Here is a 17487-nt window from a genome sequence, read left to right as displayed (position 1 = left end):
GTCGACGCATCGACCCATTCTCCATTCAAGCCGCCTTCGCGGCTCTCCGGGTATCCGGCAGGAAGGCTGTCGCCAATCCCAGCAAAGGCAGGAAGGACGTCAAGCCATAGACCCACACGATCCCGTGCACGTCGGCCAGGTGCCCCAACCCCGCCGCGCCGATCCCGCTGATGCCGAACATCAACCCGAACATCAGGCCCGAGACCATCCCGACACGACCCGGCACCGCTTCCTGTGCATACACGACCAGCGCCGCGAAGGCCGAGGACATCACCAGCCCGATCGCGATTGCCAGGATCGCCGTCCAGACCAGTCCCACATAAGGCAGGGCCAGCGCGAACGGCGCCACCCCAAGGAAGGACACCCAGATCACCGCCTTGCGGCCGATCCGATCCCCCACCGGGCCGCCCGCGAAGGTTCCCGCCGCCACCGCCGCCAGGAAGATGAACAGATAGATCTGGCTCTGCTGCACCGACAGTCCGAAGCGCTGGATCAGATAGAAGGTGAAGTAGTTGGTGAAGGACGCGATGTAGACGAACTTCGCGAACATCAGCACCGAGACGACGACCACCGCGCGGATCACCTCCGGCTTGCTCAGGCCGCGCGCGGCGTTGCTCGCCAGGCTCTTGGCCTTCGCATGACCGTGCTTGAGCGTCCAGCCCGTCACCCGCGACAGCACGAAGATCGCCAGCGCCGCCACCAGCATGAACCACGCCACCGCGGTCTGACCGTAGGGGATCACGATGGCCGCCGTCAGCAGCGGCCCGATCGCCGAGCCCGTGTTGCCGCCCACCTGGAAGCAGGACTGGGCCGTGCCGAAGCGGCCGCCCGAGGCCATCCGCGCCACGCGCGAGGCCTCCGGGTGGAAGGTCGCCGAGCCGATGCCCACCACCGCCGCGGCGATCAGCAGCATCTCGTAGGAGGTCGAGAAGGCCAGCAGCCCGACGCCGATGAAGGTCGCGCACATGCCCAGCGGCAGCAGATAGGGCTTGGGATGCTTGTCCGTGTACATCCCGACCCACGGTTGCAGCAGCGAGGCCGTGACCTGGTAGACCAGCGCGATCCAGCCAATTTGGCCGAAGCTCAGCGCGTACTTGAGCTTGAGCATCGGATAGATCGATGGCAGCACCGCCTGGATCAGGTCGTTCAGCAAATGCGCGAAGGCCGCCGCGCCGACGATGGGCAGCAGGAAGCCGTGCTGATGGGCGGCGGGCGCCGCCGGGGTCGAGGTCGGAGCCGCATCCGGGCGGCCGAGGGTCGCGGTATCGGTGGTCATGCCAAGGAGGGAGTGAGGTGGGGATTCAGGGGGATGCCCGGAATCTACGCACCCCGACCTCGTCCGTCGCGCGCCAAAGCGACATGACTTGTAGACTTTGGGACATGAGGACGAACAGCGCACACCGCAAGTTCCAGGACTTCCACGACCTGGACCGCCACACCGTGGCGATGGAGGCCGATTACCCGTCCGGCGCGGTCACCGGCTGGCACAGCCATCCGCGCGCGCAGCTGCTGTACGCGATCGACGGCGTGATGCTGGTGGACTCCGCCGCCGGCTTCTGGGTCGTTCCGCCGAATCGGGCGCTGTGGCTGGTCGCCGGCGAGCGCCACAGCGTCCGCATGGCCGGGCTGGTGAAGATGCGCACCGCCTACATCGACGCGACGCAGCTCGGCGATCTGCCCGAGCGGACCTGCGTGCTCAATGTCTCCCCGCTGCTGCGCGAGCTGCTGGTCGCCGCGGTGCAGGTGCCGGTCGACTATGAGGAACGCGGCCGGGACGGCTCGCTGATGGAGCTGCTCATCCACGAGCTGCGCCGCGCCACCACCCTCCCCTTGCATCTGCCGATGCCGGACGACGACCGCCTCAGGACCATTTGCGACGAGCTCGCGGAGAAGCCCGCCGATGCGGCGACCGCGCAGGAATGGGCCGAGCGATTGGGCGTGTCATCGAAGACGGTGCAGCGGCTCTTCGTGAAGGAGACCGGCATGACCTTCGCGCAATGGCGCGAGCAGGCCCGCTTGCTCTTCGCGCTGCGCCGCATGGCCGAGGGCGCGCGCGTCATCGACATCGCGCTCGATTGCGGCTACGCCAGCCAGAGCGCTTTCGCGGCCATGTTCAGGCGGCACTTCGGGGCGCCGCCGTCGAGCTTCGGGACGGCGGCGGCGCACAGGTGAAGCCGTCGGCGCAGGGCCGCTGATCCAGACATGGCGCGGGCGCTCACGACCTTGTCGTGGGCGTCCGGGGTTGACGGGCTCGCGTGGCGAGCCAACAGAGGATGGATCCGGCGACGACCATGCAGGCGCCTTGCCAGAAGCTCAGCGACAGCGGTGTCTGCAGCACCACCGCGGCCAGGGCCGCGGAGATCACCGGGATGAAATAGGACGCGCCGGCCAGCAGGGTCATGTTCCCGTGCAGGATGCCGACATTCCAGGCGGCGTAGCCGAAGCCCATCGCCGAGGCGGCCAGCACCAGCAGCATCACCGAGTGCAGGCTGAGCGCCATGGGCGGATTGTCCGTCATCGCGAATTTGAGCCATAGCGTGACCGCCGTGGCCGCGAAGAACAGCGTGACGCCGCTCTTGCCCTGCGCCATGCGCGCGGTGACGGTGCAATAGGCCGCCCAGATGACGGCGCCGGAAAAGGCCAGCCCGTAGCTGAGCGGATTGCTGCGCACGTTGGCGAGCATCTCTTTCAGGTCCAAGCCCTGATCGCCGCCGAGGACCCAGCACACGCCGAGCACGCCCAGGAGGAAGCCGGGGACGATCAGCGCGTTGGTGCGCTGGCGGTTGAAGAGGATGGCGGCCATCATGGTGAAGGTCGGCCAGAGGTAGTTCACCATGCCGACCTCGATGGCCTGGCGGGCGCTGTTGGCGTAGCCCAGCGAAAGCGAGAGGCAGAGCTCGTAGGCGACGAAGAGGCCGCCGCCGATCCAGAGGTAGGGACGCGGGAGTTCGCGGACGCGGGTGGGGCCGACGGTCAGCACCAGCATCGCGGACGCGACGCTGTAGATCAGGGCCGCGCCGCCGGTGGCGCCGAAACTCTCGCTGACGCCACGGATCAGGCCCACGACCGAGCTCCACAGCGCGACCGCAAGCAATCCGATCAGCGTGGCGCGCTTCTTTCCAGACATGCCGGGACTGTATCGGGCGCGCGTCAAGCCCCGGGCGAAGTCTGCCCGAGCACGCCCTGCAGCAAGCGGCTCGGCCTGTCCCCGTCGTGAATCAGCTCCACGACCTGCTTCGCACGCGACACCGCCACATAGAAGCGATGCCGCTCATCCTCATCCAACCCATCGAACTCGTCCCGATTCATGCCTGGCACGATGACGTGCTCGAACTCCAAGCCCTTGGCCTGCTCGATCGTCGACAGCACGATCCGCTGCCGCGCCGTCCAATCTCCCTGCCGCCGCTCCTCCTGCACCCGGATCGCGCCCAGCATCTCCGTGATGTCCAGGAAGTTCTCCCGAATCACGATCCGCTCCAAGGCCCTCACCGAATCCGCGGCATCCCGAATCGCCTCTCTGCGCACCAGCACCTGCTCCGCCAGCCGGCCCATCTGCAGCGCCTCCAGCGCGGCGATCGCATCGGGCACGCGATTCGTGCTCGCGATCGTCATCGCCGTCCTGATCCGCTCCGCACCCGCCGTGCGCGGCGTCCGCGCCAACAGATCCTCCAGCATGAACTGCTGGAAGGCGCTCACCGGCGCGCGCAGGATCTTCGCCCGCGTCTCCGGATCGTCGCCCCCATCCGGCAGCGGCAGGGCCCCACCGATGAACTCCCAGGTCGCCAGCTTCGCCGCCTCGAAGGCCTCGGGCGTGAACGCGTCCTGGCAATTCACCGCCGCCGCCAGCAGCAGCCGCACGAACAGCACCTCCGGCCGGCTCGTGTAGCTCGAGAACCCCGCCGTCTCGTAATCCACGCCCCGATTCGCCAGCTCATATTCCAGATCCAGCGCCGCGCTCGGATGCCGCAGCAGCACGGCGATCTCGTGGAGCGGCGTCTTCGGGCTCTCCGCCATCCGCCGATCACGCACATCGCGCACATGCAGCGCCAGCTCCAGCGCCGTCTCGATGCGCCGCGTCTCGATGCGCCCCGCCCGATTCGGATGCGAGGGATAGGCCTTGCGCGCGAAGCCGCCCAGCATCTCCGCGATGCCCGGCCCGAAGCGCTGGGCATGCGTCAGCGTCATGCGCTCCGCCTTGCCGAACTCGATCCGGAAACCCGTGCGCAGGAAATAGGCATCCGCGCCGCTCTCCGCATGGATGACCTGGTCCACGTCGCCGACGCCGGTGAACGGCACGTCCGGGTACTGCGCCAGGATCGCGCGCAGCACCGTGGCCATGGCCCAGTTCATGTCATGGAACTCGTCGACGAAGACCGCCTGCACCGGCCCCATCCGCAGCGGATGGTTTTCCAGGCCAAAGGACGGATCCGCGGCGGTCAGCGCGCAGGCCATGTCGTAGGTCGCGTCGCCCGGATAGCGGTAGCGCGCTTCGTTGCGGTCCGCGCCGCCACCCAGCCGCTCGGCCTCATAGGCGCTGAAGATCGCCAGCGTCGGATACGGGAAGCCCGTGTCCTCCGCCGATTCCGGCGTGAGCCGGAAATCCTCGTCCTGCCGCTTCAGCACCATCGTGCCCTTGATCCGCTCGAAGTCCTTGAGCAGCTGCTCGACGATCAGGTGGCCGGTGCCGCCCAGCTGGAAGTCGTCCTCCTGGCCGCCGGCCTTGGCCTGCTCACGCGCGGTCGCGATCGCGGCGAGCACCGCCTCCCTGACCTCCTCCGGCCGCTCGAACGCCGGCACCGTCAACCCCTCCATCTTGCGCAGCCGCGCGGCGCAGAACTCGTCGAAGGTGCCGATGCGCAGTCCCTCGCAGACGCTGGCCGGCGCGCCGTGCCGGCGCAGCGTGCGCCGGATGGCCTCGCAGCCGGCGCGAGTGAAGCTCAGCATCAGGATGCGGCGCGGATCCACGCCGCCCTGCTGGATCATGCGCAGCGCGCGCAGGCACAGCACCGTCGTCTTGCCGACGCCGGCGTTGGCCTCCACGATGACCCGTCGCGCGGCGGCCTGCTCGATGCGAGCCTGCTCCTCCGTCGGCGTGAACGGGGCTTGCTTCCATGCCATGGGGCGTCTTTCTGTCTGCGGATGATGCGGTGAACGGGGCCGCATTGTCCGCGACGCCGACTCACTCGCGCGGGATGCGGTTCACCAGCGGCTCGCCGCGCTCGAAGGCGCTGATGCTGGCGATGGTCGTGTCCATGATCTGGCCGATGGCCTCGACGGTGAAAAAGGCCTGGTGGCCGGTCACGATCACGTTGGGGAAAGACACCAGCCGCTGGATCAGGTCGTCGGTGATGATGGTCGAGGACAGGTCCTGGAAGAACAGGCTGGCCTCCTGCTCGTAGACGTCGATCGCCAGCCCGCCGAGCTGCCCCGTCTTGAGCGCCTGCGTCGCGGCCTCGGTGTCGACCAGCCCGCCGCGGCTGGTGTTCACCAGCACCGCGCCGGGCTTCATCGAGGCCAGCGCCCGGGCATCGATGAGGTAGCGCGTCGCCTCGGTCAGCGGGCAGTGCAGCGAGATCACGTCCGAGCGCGCGATCAGCTCCGCCAGCGGCACGTAGCGCGCGCCCAGCTGCTCGAACTCGGGCCGCGGAAAGGCGTCGTGGCCCAGCACCTCGCAGCCGAAGCCGCGCATGATGCGCGCGAAGATCGATCCGATCTTTCCGGTGCCGATGACGCCCACCGTCTTCCCATGCAGGTCGAAGCCCATCAGGCCGTCCAGCTCGAAGTTGCCGTCGCGCGTCCTGGCGCTCGCGCGCGCGATCTTGCGATTCACCGCCAGCAGCAGGCCCACCGCGAACTCCGCGACCGAGTACGGCGAGTAGTCGGTCACCCGCACGACCTCGATGCCCCGCCGCTCGGCGGCCGCCGCGTCCACGTGGTTGAAACCGGTGGAGCGCGTCGCCACCAGGCCGACGCCCTGGCGCGCGAGGATGTCCATCACCGCGGCGTCGACGTTGTCGTTGACGAAGACGCAGACCGCGCGGCAACCGGCGGCCAGCGGCGCGGTCTCGGCGGTCAACCGGTCCTGGATGAAGACCAGCTCATGGCCGGCGTCCCGATTCGCGCGCGTGAGCAGCGCCTGGTCGTAGCGCCGCGTGCTGAAGACTGCTGTTTTCATCGTTCCCCCCTGAAGGACGAGCGCGCATGTCGCGCCAAATGCCCCCAATTACACTCGATCGCCCCCTCAACCGAGCAACAAGTGGCCCCATGAACTGGATCAGTCATTTCCTGACCGCCCAGCCCCTGCTGGCCCTGTTCCTCACCATCGCGATCGGCTACTGGCTGGGGTCGGACAGCGTGCGCGGCTTCGCGCTGGGCTCGGGCGCGGTGCTCTTCGTCGGGCTCGCGGTCGGCGCGCTGGTGCCGACGCTGACCCTGCCGCCGTTGCTGGGCAACCTGGGGCTGATGCTCTTCCTGTACGGCGTGGGCATCGCCTACGGCGCGCAGTTCCTGCGCGGCCTCAGCAGCAAGGAGGGCATGAAGGCCAACGCGGCGGCGCTGATCGCGGTGCTCGCGGCCCTGGGCTTGATGCTCGCCGCCGTCGCCTGGTGGCCGGGCATGGAGCTGTCCAAGGCGCTGGGCGCCTATGCCGGCGCGGGCGACCGCAGCGAGCTCGACTACGGCCGATTCTTCGTCTCCAGCCCCGCGGTGGCCGGCAAGCGCATGGCCGATCTGCAGCTGCCGCCCGAGCTCAAGGCCCGCATCCTGCATCTGCGCCGCAGCGACACGGACCTGCCGCCGCATGAGGACCGGCTGTTCGAGTTCGGCGACCGCGTCGGCGTGCTCGCGCCGCGGGAAAGCTTCGCGGCGCTGGGTCGGCTGTTCGGCGACTCGGTGCGCGGCACCGGCGAGATCAGCTACATCGGCCTGGGCGTCGGCGTCACACTGGGTCTGGCGCTGGGCGCGATCGCCTGGCCGCTGCCGCTGCTGGGCCACTTCTCGCTGGGCTTCGCCGGCCTGCTGCTGGTGGCGCTGCTGCTGGGCTGGCGCCGACGCAGCGGGCCGCTGCAGTGGGCGATGCCGATCTCGGCCAACCTGGTGCTGCGCAACTTCGGGCTGACCGTCTTTCTCGCGGTCGTGGGCATTTCCTCCGGCGCGACCTTCGCCGCGACGGTGACGCACAGCGGCTGGATGTACCTGCTGCTGGGCAGCGCCATCGTCGCGGTGCTGGTGGCGGTCACGCTGCTGATCGCGATGGCGGTGTTCCGGCTGCCCTTCGACACCGCGGCCGGCGTCGTGGCCGGCGCGACCGGGAATCCCGCCATCCTGGGCTTCGCCAACCGCATCGCGCCCACGGACAAGCCCGACATCGGCTACGCGATGATCTTCCCGTCCATGACGGTGGTGAAGATCCTGCTGGTGCAGGCCGTCGCGCTGTGGGGCGGCACGACCTGACCCTCGGACCGCGTCAGCACCTGCGCCTCAGCGCATCCGCCTCACCACATCCCGATCAGCTTCCACCACGCGCTGCCGACCACGGCGAAGATCGCCAGCTCGACCACGCACATCACCGCGCCGACCTTCCACCACTGGCCCATGGTCACGTAGCCGCTGCCGAAGATGATGGGCGAGGTGCCGGTCGCGTAGTGGGTCAGCGTCATCATGATCCCGGAGCCCGCCGTCATCATCAGCATGAAGGGCACGACGTAGTCCGGCGGGATCAGCTGCGCGCCCACCGTCAGGAAGGCCAGCATCATGGCGCTGATGTGGGCGGTGGTGCTCGCGAAGAGATAGTGCGAGAACACGAAGATGCCCACCAGCACCGCGGCCACGGCCGGCCAGCCCATGCCCGAGGCCTCGATGGCGTCGCGCATGTTGCCGGAGAACCAGCCGATCACGCCCAGCTTGTTGAGCTGCTCGGCCAGCATCACCAGCGCGCCGAACCACACCAGCGTGTCCCAGGCGCTCTTCTCGGAGAGCACGTCGTCCCAATCGATGGTGCCGGTGATGATGAGCGCGAACAGGCCCAGGAAGGCCACGACGGTCGGGTCCAGCGTGAACGCGGGGCCGAAGATCATCGCGGGCACGTTGGCCCACAGCAGCAGCATCAGGCCGAAGACGCCCAGCATGACGCGCTCCTTGCCGCTGAGCGGCCCCATGCGGGCGAGCTCGCCGCGCGCGAAGTCCACCGCGTTGGGCGTGGACTTGAGCGCCGGCGGCGACAGCGCGTAGATGATCAGCGGCATCAGCAGCAGGCACAGCAGACCGGGCAGCAGCATGCACAGCGCCCAGGTGGTCCAGCTCAGGTGCAGCTGCTGGCCGGTGGCCTTGGCGACGTAATCGACGACCAGCGGATTCGGCGCGGTCGCGGTCAGGAACATCGCGGAGGTGATCGGGTTGGCGTGGTAATTGACCAGCGCCAGATAGGTGCCGACCTTGCCCTGCGTGCCCTTGGTCGGATCGGAGTCGAAGGCCCCGGCGATGGACTTCATGATCGGATGCACGATGCCGCCGCCGCGCGCGGTGTTGCTGGGCGTGAACGGCGCCAGGACCAGCTCGCAGACGGTCAGACCGTAGCCGATGCCGACGGTGCGCTTGCCCATCAGCGCGATGAACATCAGCCCGATGCGGTTGCCCAGGCCCGTCTTCTTCAGACCGCGCGAGATCAGGATGGCCACGACGATCAGCCAGATCAGCGGGCTGGAGAAGCTGCTGAGCGCATCGGCGATCGCGCCCTTGGAGGAGTTCGATGTCACTTGCGTCACCGACACGATGACGATGGCCATCATCGCCATCACGCCGATCGGCATGACCTTGAGGATGATGGCCACGATGGTGGTCAGGAAGATGGCCACCAGACCCCAGGCCTCGGGCTTGAGGCCCTGCGGAACCGGGATCATCAGCAGGATGAACAGGACGGCCGTCGTGATCAGCGCCGGCGTCAGCCGGAACGGAACGACCGAGACGAAGTAGCGGTACATCGCCGCGAGCTTGCTGAACATGGTTCTCCCTGGGGTTGGTTGGGGCCGATCGCCCCCGCGTCATCGCGCGCGGTCCGATCTTCCTTCATCTCCGGGGCGCGGGCATCGATCAGGCGCGCGCCTTCTCAAGGCGCTTGACCAAAATCGGGATCGGGTACAGAAGCAGAAAGTACAGCGCCGCCACCAGGGTGTAGATCTCCAGGGGCCGATAGGTCTCGTGGGCGATGAGCTGTCCCTGATGCAGCAGGTCGGGGATGGCGATCACCGAGAGCAGCGCGGTGTTCTTCAGCTGCAACGCGGACTGCCCCGCCAAGGGCGCGGTCATGTGCCGCAAGGCCTGCGGCAGCACGACCCGCCACAGCGCCTGAGCGCGCGTCATGCCCAGCGCGAGCGCGGCCAGCGTCTGACCGGCGTCCACTGCGAGCATGCCGCCGCGCACGATCTCCGCATAGAACGCGCCGCCGTAGAGCGTGAGACACAGCATCGCGGCCGACATCGGCGTCAGCGCGATGCCCAGCAGCATCGGCAGCGCGTAGTAGAACCACAGCAGCTGCACCAGCACCGGCGTGCACTGGAAGATCGCCACATAGACGCCCAGCGCGCCCCGCAGGCAACGGCGGGGAGACAGTCTGCCGAGACCGACCGTCACGCCCAGCGACAGCCCTGCCGCGATCACCGTCAGCGCACTGAACAGCGTGGTCCCGATACCCGCGAGGAGCAGGCTCCGGTACTCCCACAGCGACGCGAAGTCCCAGACATACATCCCGACCCGCCCTTCGATCAGAAGCGGATCTGCGGCGGCAGATCGGACAGGCTGACCCCGGCGAGCGCGCGCAGATTGGCGCCGATGGCGGAACGTACGCGGCCCGCGGCACGCGCCTCGGCAATCCATTCGTTGACGGCGATCACCAGACGCGGATCCTCCTGGCGGCGCAGACCGATGCAGGTGGGGAGCGCCTCCAGCGGGGTCGGCACGACCAGGTGGCCGAGCTCGGGCCGCTTGGCCAGCAGCACGCTGGCCGACAGAACCGCCAGGATCTGGGCGTCGGCTCGGCCGCTGCCCACCGCCAGCGTGGCTTCGGTCAGCGATTCGAAGCGCAACACGCGGGCATGGGTCAGCAAGCGCGCGGCGATCTGGTCGTGGCTGGAGCCGAGGTCCACCGCCACGGTCAACTCGGGCCGATCGAGATCGGCCCAGCGTCGCGGGTTCACCCCCTGCCGCGCGACGACGGTGTAGACGTTGTCGACCAGGGCGTCGGTGAAGGCGATGGACTGGCGCCGCTGCGGCGTCGGCGCGAGCCCGAGATGGGCGTCGATCTTGTCGGACTGCAAATCCAGCGCGGCGTTGCCCCAGCGGGTCTCGACCCAGGTCACTTCCACTCGCAGGTGGCGTGCCAGATCACGCCCTAGATCGACGCAGAAGCCCCGATAGTCGCCCGTCGCCAGGTCCTTGACGGAATAAGGCGAGGCGCCTGGCACCACGCCCAGCCGCAGCCTGCCGGTTCGGCGGATGCGTTCGAAGGAGGAGGCCTGTTCGATAGGCGTGGCGATGACCGCCGTCGAGGCGAGCGCCGCGATGGCGCTGGCCGCGAAGTGTCTGCGAGTGAGGGGCATGGGAAGAGATGTCGCTGGAAACCCGCCCCGGGTTCGGCCCGCTCCCCGATGTCGCTCGCCAATCAGCCGGGAATCGCGCGTCGGCCCGACTCATCGCCGCCGTCCCATTCCACCAGCGCGAAGACCTTGGGATGGCGTTCGAGCGGATAGTCCGCGCCGGGTGCCCAGATCTCGAGGGAATGCGGGATCCCGTCCAGCACCTGCAAGGTGACCCAGGCGTCGCCGGCGATGTCGGGGGATCGGATCACCGGGCCGTCGACCCGGTGCGACAGCAGCTCCACGCCGGTCAGGCCGTCGAAGTCGCTCTCCAGATGGCAGAGCGCGCCGGCGCCGGCGGTGAACTCGCGGCGCACCACGCGCGCGGCGCCCAGGCGGCTGGCGAGCATCGGGAAATCGGTGGACAGCGCGGCGCCGAACCACGCGATCAGCGCGGTCTCCAGCGGTTGCGCGGGCGGGTGGCGCGGAACCGGCGGCAGCGCGTCGTCGGTGGGCTTGGGCCGCACGACGCGCAGGACGATGGGCGCGAGCTGGGTGATGAAGAAGCCGATCTCGGCGATCAGGAAGGGCCAGACCAGCGCGCTCGCGCCTTGTAGCAATGCGAAGCCCTGCCACAGTGCGAAGAGGCCGCGGACGATGCCGTCGCAGAGCCCGTGGATGGCCTGCGTGCGCCACAGGCGGACCGCCGCCCACATCAGCACGACCGAGCCGGCAAGGTTGACGAAGAGCACGTGCACGGAGTCGAACTCGGGCAGTTGCGACGCCCCCATCAGCAGCGCCGCGGCGTTCAGCTGCCGGTACAGGACGGCAAAGGTCCAGGGCGTCGCGAAGGCCGTCGTGATGAGTATGTCGTACCAGGCGCTGAAACGGATCAGGCGCAGATAGCCGCGCGAGTTGGGCAGCGGGAGAGGCGTCGGTCGCGGAGGCGACGTCGTCGAAAGAATGCCGGCATGGGTCATTCGAAAATTATTGCGGGGTCGTCGTCAGGGCTGGACGGCGCATCGGCCCTTGGGCACGCAGCGCGTACGCGGCATGGGGGGGAGTTGAAACGAGACGTCAGATTCCGCCTCTCCCGCGACAAGAAGGCCGACGACAGCAAGCTGGAGACCGTCGTCGCTTGCGGCAACGAGCGATCTCCAAGGCGCGAGACCCGTGTCCCCTTGATGAACGACAACGGGGCAACGACTGATCTCAGGAATTCGTTCAACCCGCGCGCCGCGGACCGCAGAAACGACAACGCCAACCGAGGTCATCGGTTGGCGTGTCTTGAAGATGGTGGAGCCGGGGGGAATTGAACCCCCGTCCGCAAGCCTTCACCGGGCAGTTCTACATGCTTAGCTTTCTGATTTGGTTCTCACCCGACCGGTCGCGCAGAAGCACGCTACCGGTCAGGCCAGCACCCTAAATCTCGCCGTCACCCAAGGTGCACGAATGACAGCCAGCCAATGTGAATAACCTCTCTGTGTCAGGACTTGCGTCCCGTCACCCGGCCCATCGGCCAACCGGTGAGAGGTCCGCGGGGTTTAAGCCGCGAGAGCGTACGTTTGATCGTTCGCAGTTGGTTTGTTCCAGATGGATTTACGAGGTGCCTGGCCCTCGGCATGCCCTACTCCGACTCCGTACCCACGTCGAAACCAGGTCGGCCCCAGAGAGAGAAGTCTCAGATTATGCCAGCGAGCCGGACTTCAAGCCCCGAGCCTCGGCATTTTTCGCGCGCAGCCAGTCGATGAGCTGCGACGGCGTGTCGATCACGACGTCCGCCCCCCAGGCCTCGATGGGCTCGCCCTGCCCCAGATAGCCCCAGCGCACCGCCACGGTGAGCATGCCCGCCGCGCGGCCCGCCTGGATGTCGCGGGCATCGTCGCCGACGTAGATGCATGCCGCAGCCGCGACGCCAGCACGGCGAGCCGCTTCGAACAGCGGCTCGGGCCGCGGCTTGGCGAAGGGCGTGGTGTCGCCGCCCACGACGGCGGCCGCATGCGCGCTCCAGCCCAGGCCTTGCGCCAGCGGCAGCGCGAAGCGCTCCGACTTGTTGGTGACGATGCCCCAGCTCAGGCCGTCCTCGCGCAGCGCGTCCAGCATCGCCTCGACACCGTCGAAGGGATGCGTCGCGCGCAGCAGGCGTTGCTCGTAGCGATCGAAGAACTCGTCGCGCAGCGCGGGGAACGAAGCCTGCGTCGGGGCGACCTTGAACGCGATGCCCATCATCCCGCGCGCGCCCGCGCCGACCATGGGGCGCAAGTCCTCGAAAGGCACTTCAGGCAGGCCGCGGGCGACCCGCATCTCATTCGTTGCCCCGGCCAGATCGGGTGCGCTGTCGATCAGCGTGCCATCGAGGTCGAACAGCACCGTGCGGATCGCCGTGCGGGTCGCTGCGCTGACCGGCGCATCGGTGGCCGGCGGGCTCGTCAGCACCGTGCTCATGCGGGGCGCCGGCAGGCGAGCAGATAGTTGACGTCGGTGTCCGCGCCCAGCGCATAGCGCTGCGTGACGGGGTTGAAGCTCAAGCCCTTCGCGCCCTGCACTTCCAGTCCGGCATCGCGGCACATCTGCGCGAGCTCGGAAGGACGGATGAATCGCGCGTATTCATGCGTGCCCGCGGGCAGCATGCGCAGCAGGTACTCCGCGCCGACGATGGCCAGCAGGAAGGCCTTGGCATTGCGGTTCAGCGTCGACAGGAAGACCCAGCCGCCCGGCTTCACCAGACGGCCCAGGGCGTTCACCACGGACGCGGGATCGGGGACGTGCTCCAGCATCTCCATGCAGGTCACGACATCGAAGGACTCGGGGCGCTGCGCGGCGAGATCCTCGACCGCGATCTCCTGGTACGCGATGTTCTCGGTGCCGGATTCCATCGCGTGGAGCTCGGCCACGCGCAGCGACTTGGTCGCCAGATCGATGCCCAGCACGTTCGCGCCCTTGCGGGCCATGGAGTCGGCCAGGATGCCGCCACCGCAGCCGACGTCCAGCACCGTCTTGCCCTGCAGCGGGCTCTGCCCGTCGATCCAGTTCAGGCGCAACGGATTGATCCGGTGCAGCGGCTTGAACTCACTTTCGGTATCCCACCAGCGGTGGGCCAGCTCGCTGAATTTCTCCAGCTCTTTTGCATCGACATTCGCCATGGGGCGCAATGGTAGCCGAGCCCATGCGCCGAAACGCCCGAATCCCGCGATCCCGCCTGCCATCGGACAAAACGGCCATCGCCCCCACGCAGCCCGCCATCATGCGGGCATGAAAAAACCCCGCGAGCCTTGCGGCTGGCGGGGTCTTCGCGAGCGCCCCGAAAGGCGCTGCGCGAGTCCGTTTACTTGACGGCGCGGGTACCGACCACTTCGATTTCGACGCGGCGGTTCTTGGCGCGGCCTTCCGCGGTCTTGTTGTCGGCGATGGGCTGCTTCTTGCCCTTGCCTTCGGTGTAGACGCGGTTCTTTTCCAGACCCTTCGACACCAGGTACGCCTTCACCGCTTCGGCGCGACGCACCGACAGCTTCTGGTTGTAGGCGTCCGTGCCCACGCTGTCGGTGTGGCCGACGGCGATGATCACTTCCAGGTTGATGTCACCGGTCTTGGAGACCAGATCGTCCAGCTTGGACTTGGCTTCCGGCTTCAGGACCGACTTGTCGAAGTCGAAGAAGGCGTCAGCGGCGTAGGTGACCTTCTCGCTGGAGGGCTTCGCCACCGGGGGAGGCGGGGGCGGCGGGGTCACAGCGGCGGGCGGGGCCGGCGGCGGGGGCGCGACCACGGGAGCGACGACCGGCTTGAGCGCGCCGTCGCAGTCCTTGGCGGCCGTGGCCGGGGTCCAGAAAGCATCGCGCCAGCAGAGCTCGTTGGTGCCGTTCTTCCAAACGGTGCCGTCCGTTGCGCGCCAGTTGTCCACGGTTTGGGCCATTGCGCCCGAGGTGGCCACAGCGGCGACAGCGAAGAGCGACGCCACGCGGTTCAGTTTCTTCATGATTCTCCTCTCAAGGATAGGCCGCAGTTGCCCTGCGAAACGTCCAATGTCGGAACTAAAAACCTTAGAAGACCCAGACCAAGGGTTTCTCCTAGGGACGAACCGATTGTGCCATAGGGCAACAGGACGACTTCATTCTCGCGGAGTGCACCGCTTCCGTTCATGAACCTGTTGCGCAGGCACGACAAGCGCGCGCAATTAGAATTACTGTCTTCTGCCCTCTCCATAGGTCGGCGCCCCTGCGCGCGCGGCCTGCATGCGCATGACCCAGTTCGCTAAGGAAACCCTGCCCATCAGCCTCGAAGAGGAGATGCGTCGCAGCTACCTGGATTACGCGATGAGCGTGATCGTGGGACGCGCCCTGCCCGACGCTCGCGACGGCCTCAAGCCGGTGCATCGTCGCGTGCTGTTCGCGATGCACGAGTTGAACAACGACTGGAACCGACCTTACAAGAAGTCGGCCCGTATCGTCGGCGACGTCATCGGTAAGTACCACCCTCACGGCGACAGTGCCGTGTACGACACCATCGTGCGGATGGCGCAGGACTTCTCGCTGCGCCACATGCTGGTCGACGGCCAGGGCAATTTCGGCTCGGTCGACGGCGACAACGCCGCCGCCATGCGGTACACCGAAATCCGCCTGTCGAAAATCGCCCATGAAATGCTGGCCGATATCGACAAGGAAACCGTCGACTACGGCCCCAACTACGACGGCAGCGAGAAAGAACCGCTGGTTTTGCCAACGCGTTTGCCGAATTTGCTGGTGAACGGCTCGTCCGGTATTGCGGTGGGCATGGCGACGAATATCCCGCCGCACAACCTGAATGAAGTCGTCGACGCCTGCCTGCATGCGCTGAAGAACCCGGATTGCTCGATCGACGAGCTGATGGAAATCATCCCGGCGCCCGACTTCCCCACCTCCGGCATCATCTACGGGCTGAGCGGCGTGCGCGAGGGTTACCGCACCGGCCGCGGCAAGGTCGTGATGCGCGCCAAGGTGCATTTCGAGGACATCGATCGCGGCCAGCGCCAGGCGATCATCGTCGACGAGATCCCCTATCAGGTGAACAAGAAGACCCTGCTCGAGCGCATCGCCGAGCTGGTCCACGAGAAGAAGATCGAGGGCATCAGCCACATCCAGGACGAGTCCGACAAGTCGGGCATGCGCGTCGTCATCGAGCTCAAGCGCGGTGAAGTCCCGGAAGTGGTGCTGAACAACCTGTACAAGCAGACGCAGCTGCAGGACAGCTTCGGCATGAACATGGTGGCGCTGGTCGACGGCCAGCCCAAGCTGTGCAACCTGAAGGACCTCATCACGGTCTTCCTGGAGCATCGCCGCGAGGTCGTCACCCGCCGCACCGTCTACGAGTTGCGCAAGGCCCGCGAGCGCGGCCACGTGCTGGAAGGCCTGGCCGTCGCGCTGGCCAACATCGACGACTTCATCGAGATCATCAAGCGCAGCCCGACCCCCCCGGTCGCCAAGGCCGAGCTGATGGCGCGCGCCTGGGATTCCTCGCTGGTGCGCGAGATGCTGTCCCGCGCCGAGGGCGACACCGTCGGCGGCCGCAACGCCTACCGTCCGGAAGGACTGCCCGCGCAGTACGGCATGCAGGAAGACGGCCTCTACAAGCTGTCCGACGACCAGGCCGGCGAAATCCTGCAGATGCGTCTGCAGCGCCTGACCGGTCTGGAACAGGACAAGATCGTCGGCGAGTACCGCGACGTCATGGCCCAGATCGCCGACCTGCTGGACATCCTGGCCACCCCGGCCCGCGTGACGACCATCATCGGCGAGGAACTGGTCTCCGTCCGCCAGGAGTTCGGCCAGACCAAGCTGGGCGCGCGCCGCAGCGTGATCGAGCACAACGCGCAGGAGCTCGGCACCGAGGACCTGATCACCCCGACCGACATGGTGGTGACGCTCTCCCACACCGGCTACATCAAGAGCCAGGCGCTGAGCGAGTACCGCGCCCAGCGCCGCGGCGGCCGCGGCAAGCAAGCGACCGCCACGAAGGACGACGACTGGATCGACCAGCTCTTCATCGCCAACACCCACGACTGGATGCTGTGCTTCAGCAACCGCGGCCGCGTGTACTGGCTCAAGGTCTGGGAAGTCCCGCAGGGCTCGCGCAACGCGCGCGGCAAGCCCATCGTGAACATGTTCCCGCTGCAGCCGGAAGAGAAGATCAACGTCATCCTCCCGCTGACCGGCGAGTTCCGCAGCTTCCCGGAAGACCACTTCATCTTCTTCGCCACCGCCCTGGGGACGGTCAAGAAGACTTCGCTGAAGGACTTCAGCAACCCGCGCAAGGCCGGCATCATCTCGGTGGACCTGGACGACGGCGACTACCTGATCGGCGCCGCCCTGACCGACGGCCAGCATGACGTGATGCTGTTCTCCGACGGCGGCAAGGCGGTGCGCTTCGACGAGGACGACGTCCGCCCGATGGGCCGTCAGGCCCGCGGCGTGCGCGGCATGATGCTCGAGCCCGATCAGCGCCTGATCGCCATGCTGGTGGCCGAGGACGAGACGCAGAGCGTGCTGACCGCGACCGAAAACGGGTACGGCAAGCGCACCAGCATCACCGAGTACACCCGTCACGGCCGCGGAACGAAGGGCATGATCGCGATCCAGCAGAGCGAGCGCAACGGCAAGGTCGTCGCGGCGACGCTGGTGCGTCCGGAGGACGAGATCATGCTGATCACCGACACCGGCGTGCTGGTGCGCACGCGGGTTGCCGAGATCCGCGAGCTGGGTCGCGCGACGCAAGGCGTCACGCTGATCTCGCTGGACGAGGGCGCCAAGCTCTCGGGCCTGCAACGCATCGTCGAGAACGATGCCAATGAATCCGATGTATCCGAACCGACCGACGGCGACGCCGGTCCCGAAGCCGGCGACGCCACGGGCGCCGCGGGCGACTCCAATCCCGACGTGAAGGAATGACC

The 17487-nt window shown here is 67.6% G+C and carries 14 protein-coding genes and 1 other RNA gene; 3 read left to right on the top strand and 12 right to left on the bottom strand.

The genetic code is table 11. The annotated features are described in order from the left end of the window. Positions 1-25: 25 nt before the first annotated feature. The gene (locus ABDW59_RS13110) at positions 26-1276 is read right to left on the bottom strand and encodes an MFS transporter (protein ID WP_343630285.1); all 1251 of its coding nucleotides are present in this window, start codon (positions 1274-1276) and stop codon (positions 26-28) included. A 104-nt stretch (positions 1277-1380) separates the two neighbouring features. On the opposite strand from ABDW59_RS13110, the gene ABDW59_RS13105 reads away from it, so the two are divergent. Beyond that, a complete protein-coding gene (locus ABDW59_RS13105; RefSeq protein ID WP_343630284.1) occupies positions 1381-2172 on the top strand; it encodes a helix-turn-helix transcriptional regulator in 792 nt (263 codons plus the stop codon). A 43-nt stretch (positions 2173-2215) separates the two neighbouring features. On the opposite strand, the gene yddG is transcribed toward ABDW59_RS13105, so the two are convergent. From yddG to ABDW59_RS13090, 3 genes are all read right to left on the bottom strand, one after another. Further along, positions 2216-3127 (bottom strand): aromatic amino acid DMT transporter YddG, encoded by a 912-nt coding sequence (gene yddG / locus ABDW59_RS13100; RefSeq protein WP_343630283.1) that lies wholly within the window; start codon positions 3125-3127, stop codon positions 2216-2218. A 23-nt stretch (positions 3128-3150) separates the two neighbouring features. Continuing rightward, the gene (locus ABDW59_RS13095; protein ID WP_343630282.1) at positions 3151-5118 is read right to left on the bottom strand and encodes an ATP-dependent helicase; all 1968 of its coding nucleotides are present in this window, start codon (positions 5116-5118) and stop codon (positions 3151-3153) included. 61 nt (positions 5119-5179) lie between these two features. Continuing rightward, positions 5180-6175 carry a 2-hydroxyacid dehydrogenase gene (locus tag ABDW59_RS13090; RefSeq protein WP_343630281.1) on the bottom strand — a complete coding sequence of 332 codons (996 nt, stop codon included), beginning with the start codon at positions 6173-6175 and terminating at the stop codon, positions 5180-5182. Positions 6176-6264: 89 nt separating this feature from the next. Between ABDW59_RS13090 and ABDW59_RS13085 the strand changes: the two genes are divergently transcribed. Next, positions 6265-7452, top strand: coding sequence for a TrkA C-terminal domain-containing protein (locus ABDW59_RS13085; protein ID WP_343630280.1), 1188 nt, complete (start codon positions 6265-6267; stop codon positions 7450-7452). A 41-nt stretch (positions 7453-7493) separates the two neighbouring features. On the opposite strand, the gene ABDW59_RS13080 is transcribed toward ABDW59_RS13085, so the two are convergent. The 8 genes from ABDW59_RS13080 to ompA form a co-directional block, all read right to left on the bottom strand. Continuing rightward, complete coding sequence (locus ABDW59_RS13080; protein ID WP_343630279.1) at positions 7494-8999, bottom strand: DASS family sodium-coupled anion symporter; 1506 nt, start codon at positions 8997-8999, stop codon at positions 7494-7496. Between the two features lie 88 nt (positions 9000-9087). Then, positions 9088-9741 (bottom strand): amino acid ABC transporter permease, encoded by a 654-nt coding sequence (locus ABDW59_RS13075; RefSeq protein ID WP_343630278.1) that lies wholly within the window; start codon positions 9739-9741, stop codon positions 9088-9090. Positions 9742-9758: 17 nt separating this feature from the next. Next, positions 9759-10592, bottom strand: a complete 834-nt coding sequence (locus tag ABDW59_RS13070) for a transporter substrate-binding domain-containing protein (RefSeq protein WP_343630277.1) — start codon at positions 10590-10592, stop codon at positions 9759-9761. A gap of 62 nt (positions 10593-10654) precedes the next feature. Continuing rightward, positions 10655-11548: a hypothetical protein gene (locus ABDW59_RS13065; RefSeq protein ID WP_343630276.1), complete on the bottom strand. Its 894-nt coding sequence runs from the start codon at positions 11546-11548 to the stop codon at positions 10655-10657. 314 nt (positions 11549-11862) lie between these two features. After that, positions 11863-12236, bottom strand: a transfer-messenger RNA (tmRNA) gene (ssrA, locus tag ABDW59_RS13060). Positions 12237-12254: 18 nt separating this feature from the next. After that, on the bottom strand, positions 12255-13013 hold the full coding sequence (gph, locus tag ABDW59_RS13055; protein ID WP_343630275.1) for a phosphoglycolate phosphatase: 759 nt from the start codon (positions 13011-13013) through the stop codon (positions 12255-12257). Then, entirely contained in the window at positions 13010-13711 is a 702-nt protein-coding gene (ubiG, locus tag ABDW59_RS13050; RefSeq protein WP_343630274.1) for a bifunctional 2-polyprenyl-6-hydroxyphenol methylase/3-demethylubiquinol 3-O-methyltransferase UbiG, read from the bottom strand. The genes gph and ubiG overlap by 4 nt, the downstream gene beginning before the upstream one ends. A 182-nt stretch (positions 13712-13893) precedes the next feature. Beyond that, on the bottom strand, positions 13894-14541 hold the full coding sequence (ompA, locus tag ABDW59_RS13045) for an outer membrane protein OmpA (RefSeq protein ID WP_343630273.1): 648 nt from the start codon (positions 14539-14541) through the stop codon (positions 13894-13896). Between the two features lie 262 nt (positions 14542-14803). On the opposite strand from ompA, the gene gyrA reads away from it, so the two are divergent. Beyond that, on the top strand, positions 14804-17485 hold the full coding sequence (gene gyrA, locus ABDW59_RS13040; RefSeq protein ID WP_343630272.1) for a DNA gyrase subunit A: 2682 nt from the start codon (positions 14804-14806) through the stop codon (positions 17483-17485). The last annotated feature ends 2 nt before the right edge of the window (positions 17486-17487 follow it).

Source organism: Roseateles sp. (genome assembly GCF_039595295.1).
Lineage (GTDB): Bacteria > Pseudomonadota > Gammaproteobacteria > Burkholderiales > Burkholderiaceae_C > Roseateles.
This window is presented reverse-complemented; position numbering and strand designations above follow the sequence as displayed.

What these genes read in the sequence shown, in the direction of transcription:
- ABDW59_RS13110 (WP_343630285.1), bottom strand. Translation starts at nt 1,276, where the DNA reads ATGACCACCGATACCGCGACCCTCGGCCGCCCGGATGCGGCTCCGACC.
- ABDW59_RS13105 (WP_343630284.1), top strand. Translation starts at nt 1,381, where the DNA reads ATGAGGACGAACAGCGCACACCGCAAGTTCCAGGACTTCCACGACCTG.
- yddG (WP_343630283.1), bottom strand. Translation starts at nt 3,127, where the DNA reads ATGTCTGGAAAGAAGCGCGCCACGCTGATCGGATTGCTTGCGGTCGCG.
- ABDW59_RS13095 (WP_343630282.1), bottom strand. Translation starts at nt 5,118, where the DNA reads ATGGCATGGAAGCAAGCCCCGTTCACGCCGACGGAGGAGCAGGCTCGC.
- ABDW59_RS13090 (WP_343630281.1), bottom strand. Translation starts at nt 6,175, where the DNA reads ATGAAAACAGCAGTCTTCAGCACGCGGCGCTACGACCAGGCGCTGCTC.
- ABDW59_RS13085 (WP_343630280.1), top strand. Translation starts at nt 6,265, where the DNA reads ATGAACTGGATCAGTCATTTCCTGACCGCCCAGCCCCTGCTGGCCCTG.
- ABDW59_RS13080 (WP_343630279.1), bottom strand. Translation starts at nt 8,999, where the DNA reads ATGTTCAGCAAGCTCGCGGCGATGTACCGCTACTTCGTCTCGGTCGTT.
- ABDW59_RS13075 (WP_343630278.1), bottom strand. Translation starts at nt 9,741, where the DNA reads ATGTATGTCTGGGACTTCGCGTCGCTGTGGGAGTACCGGAGCCTGCTC.
- ABDW59_RS13070 (WP_343630277.1), bottom strand. Translation starts at nt 10,592, where the DNA reads ATGCCCCTCACTCGCAGACACTTCGCGGCCAGCGCCATCGCGGCGCTC.
- ABDW59_RS13065 (WP_343630276.1), bottom strand. Translation starts at nt 11,548, where the DNA reads ATGACCCATGCCGGCATTCTTTCGACGACGTCGCCTCCGCGACCGACG.
- gph (WP_343630275.1), bottom strand. Translation starts at nt 13,013, where the DNA reads ATGAGCACGGTGCTGACGAGCCCGCCGGCCACCGATGCGCCGGTCAGC.
- ubiG (WP_343630274.1), bottom strand. Translation starts at nt 13,711, where the DNA reads ATGGCGAATGTCGATGCAAAAGAGCTGGAGAAATTCAGCGAGCTGGCC.
- ompA (WP_343630273.1), bottom strand. Translation starts at nt 14,541, where the DNA reads ATGAAGAAACTGAACCGCGTGGCGTCGCTCTTCGCTGTCGCCGCTGTG.
- gyrA (WP_343630272.1), top strand. Translation starts at nt 14,804, where the DNA reads ATGACCCAGTTCGCTAAGGAAACCCTGCCCATCAGCCTCGAAGAGGAG.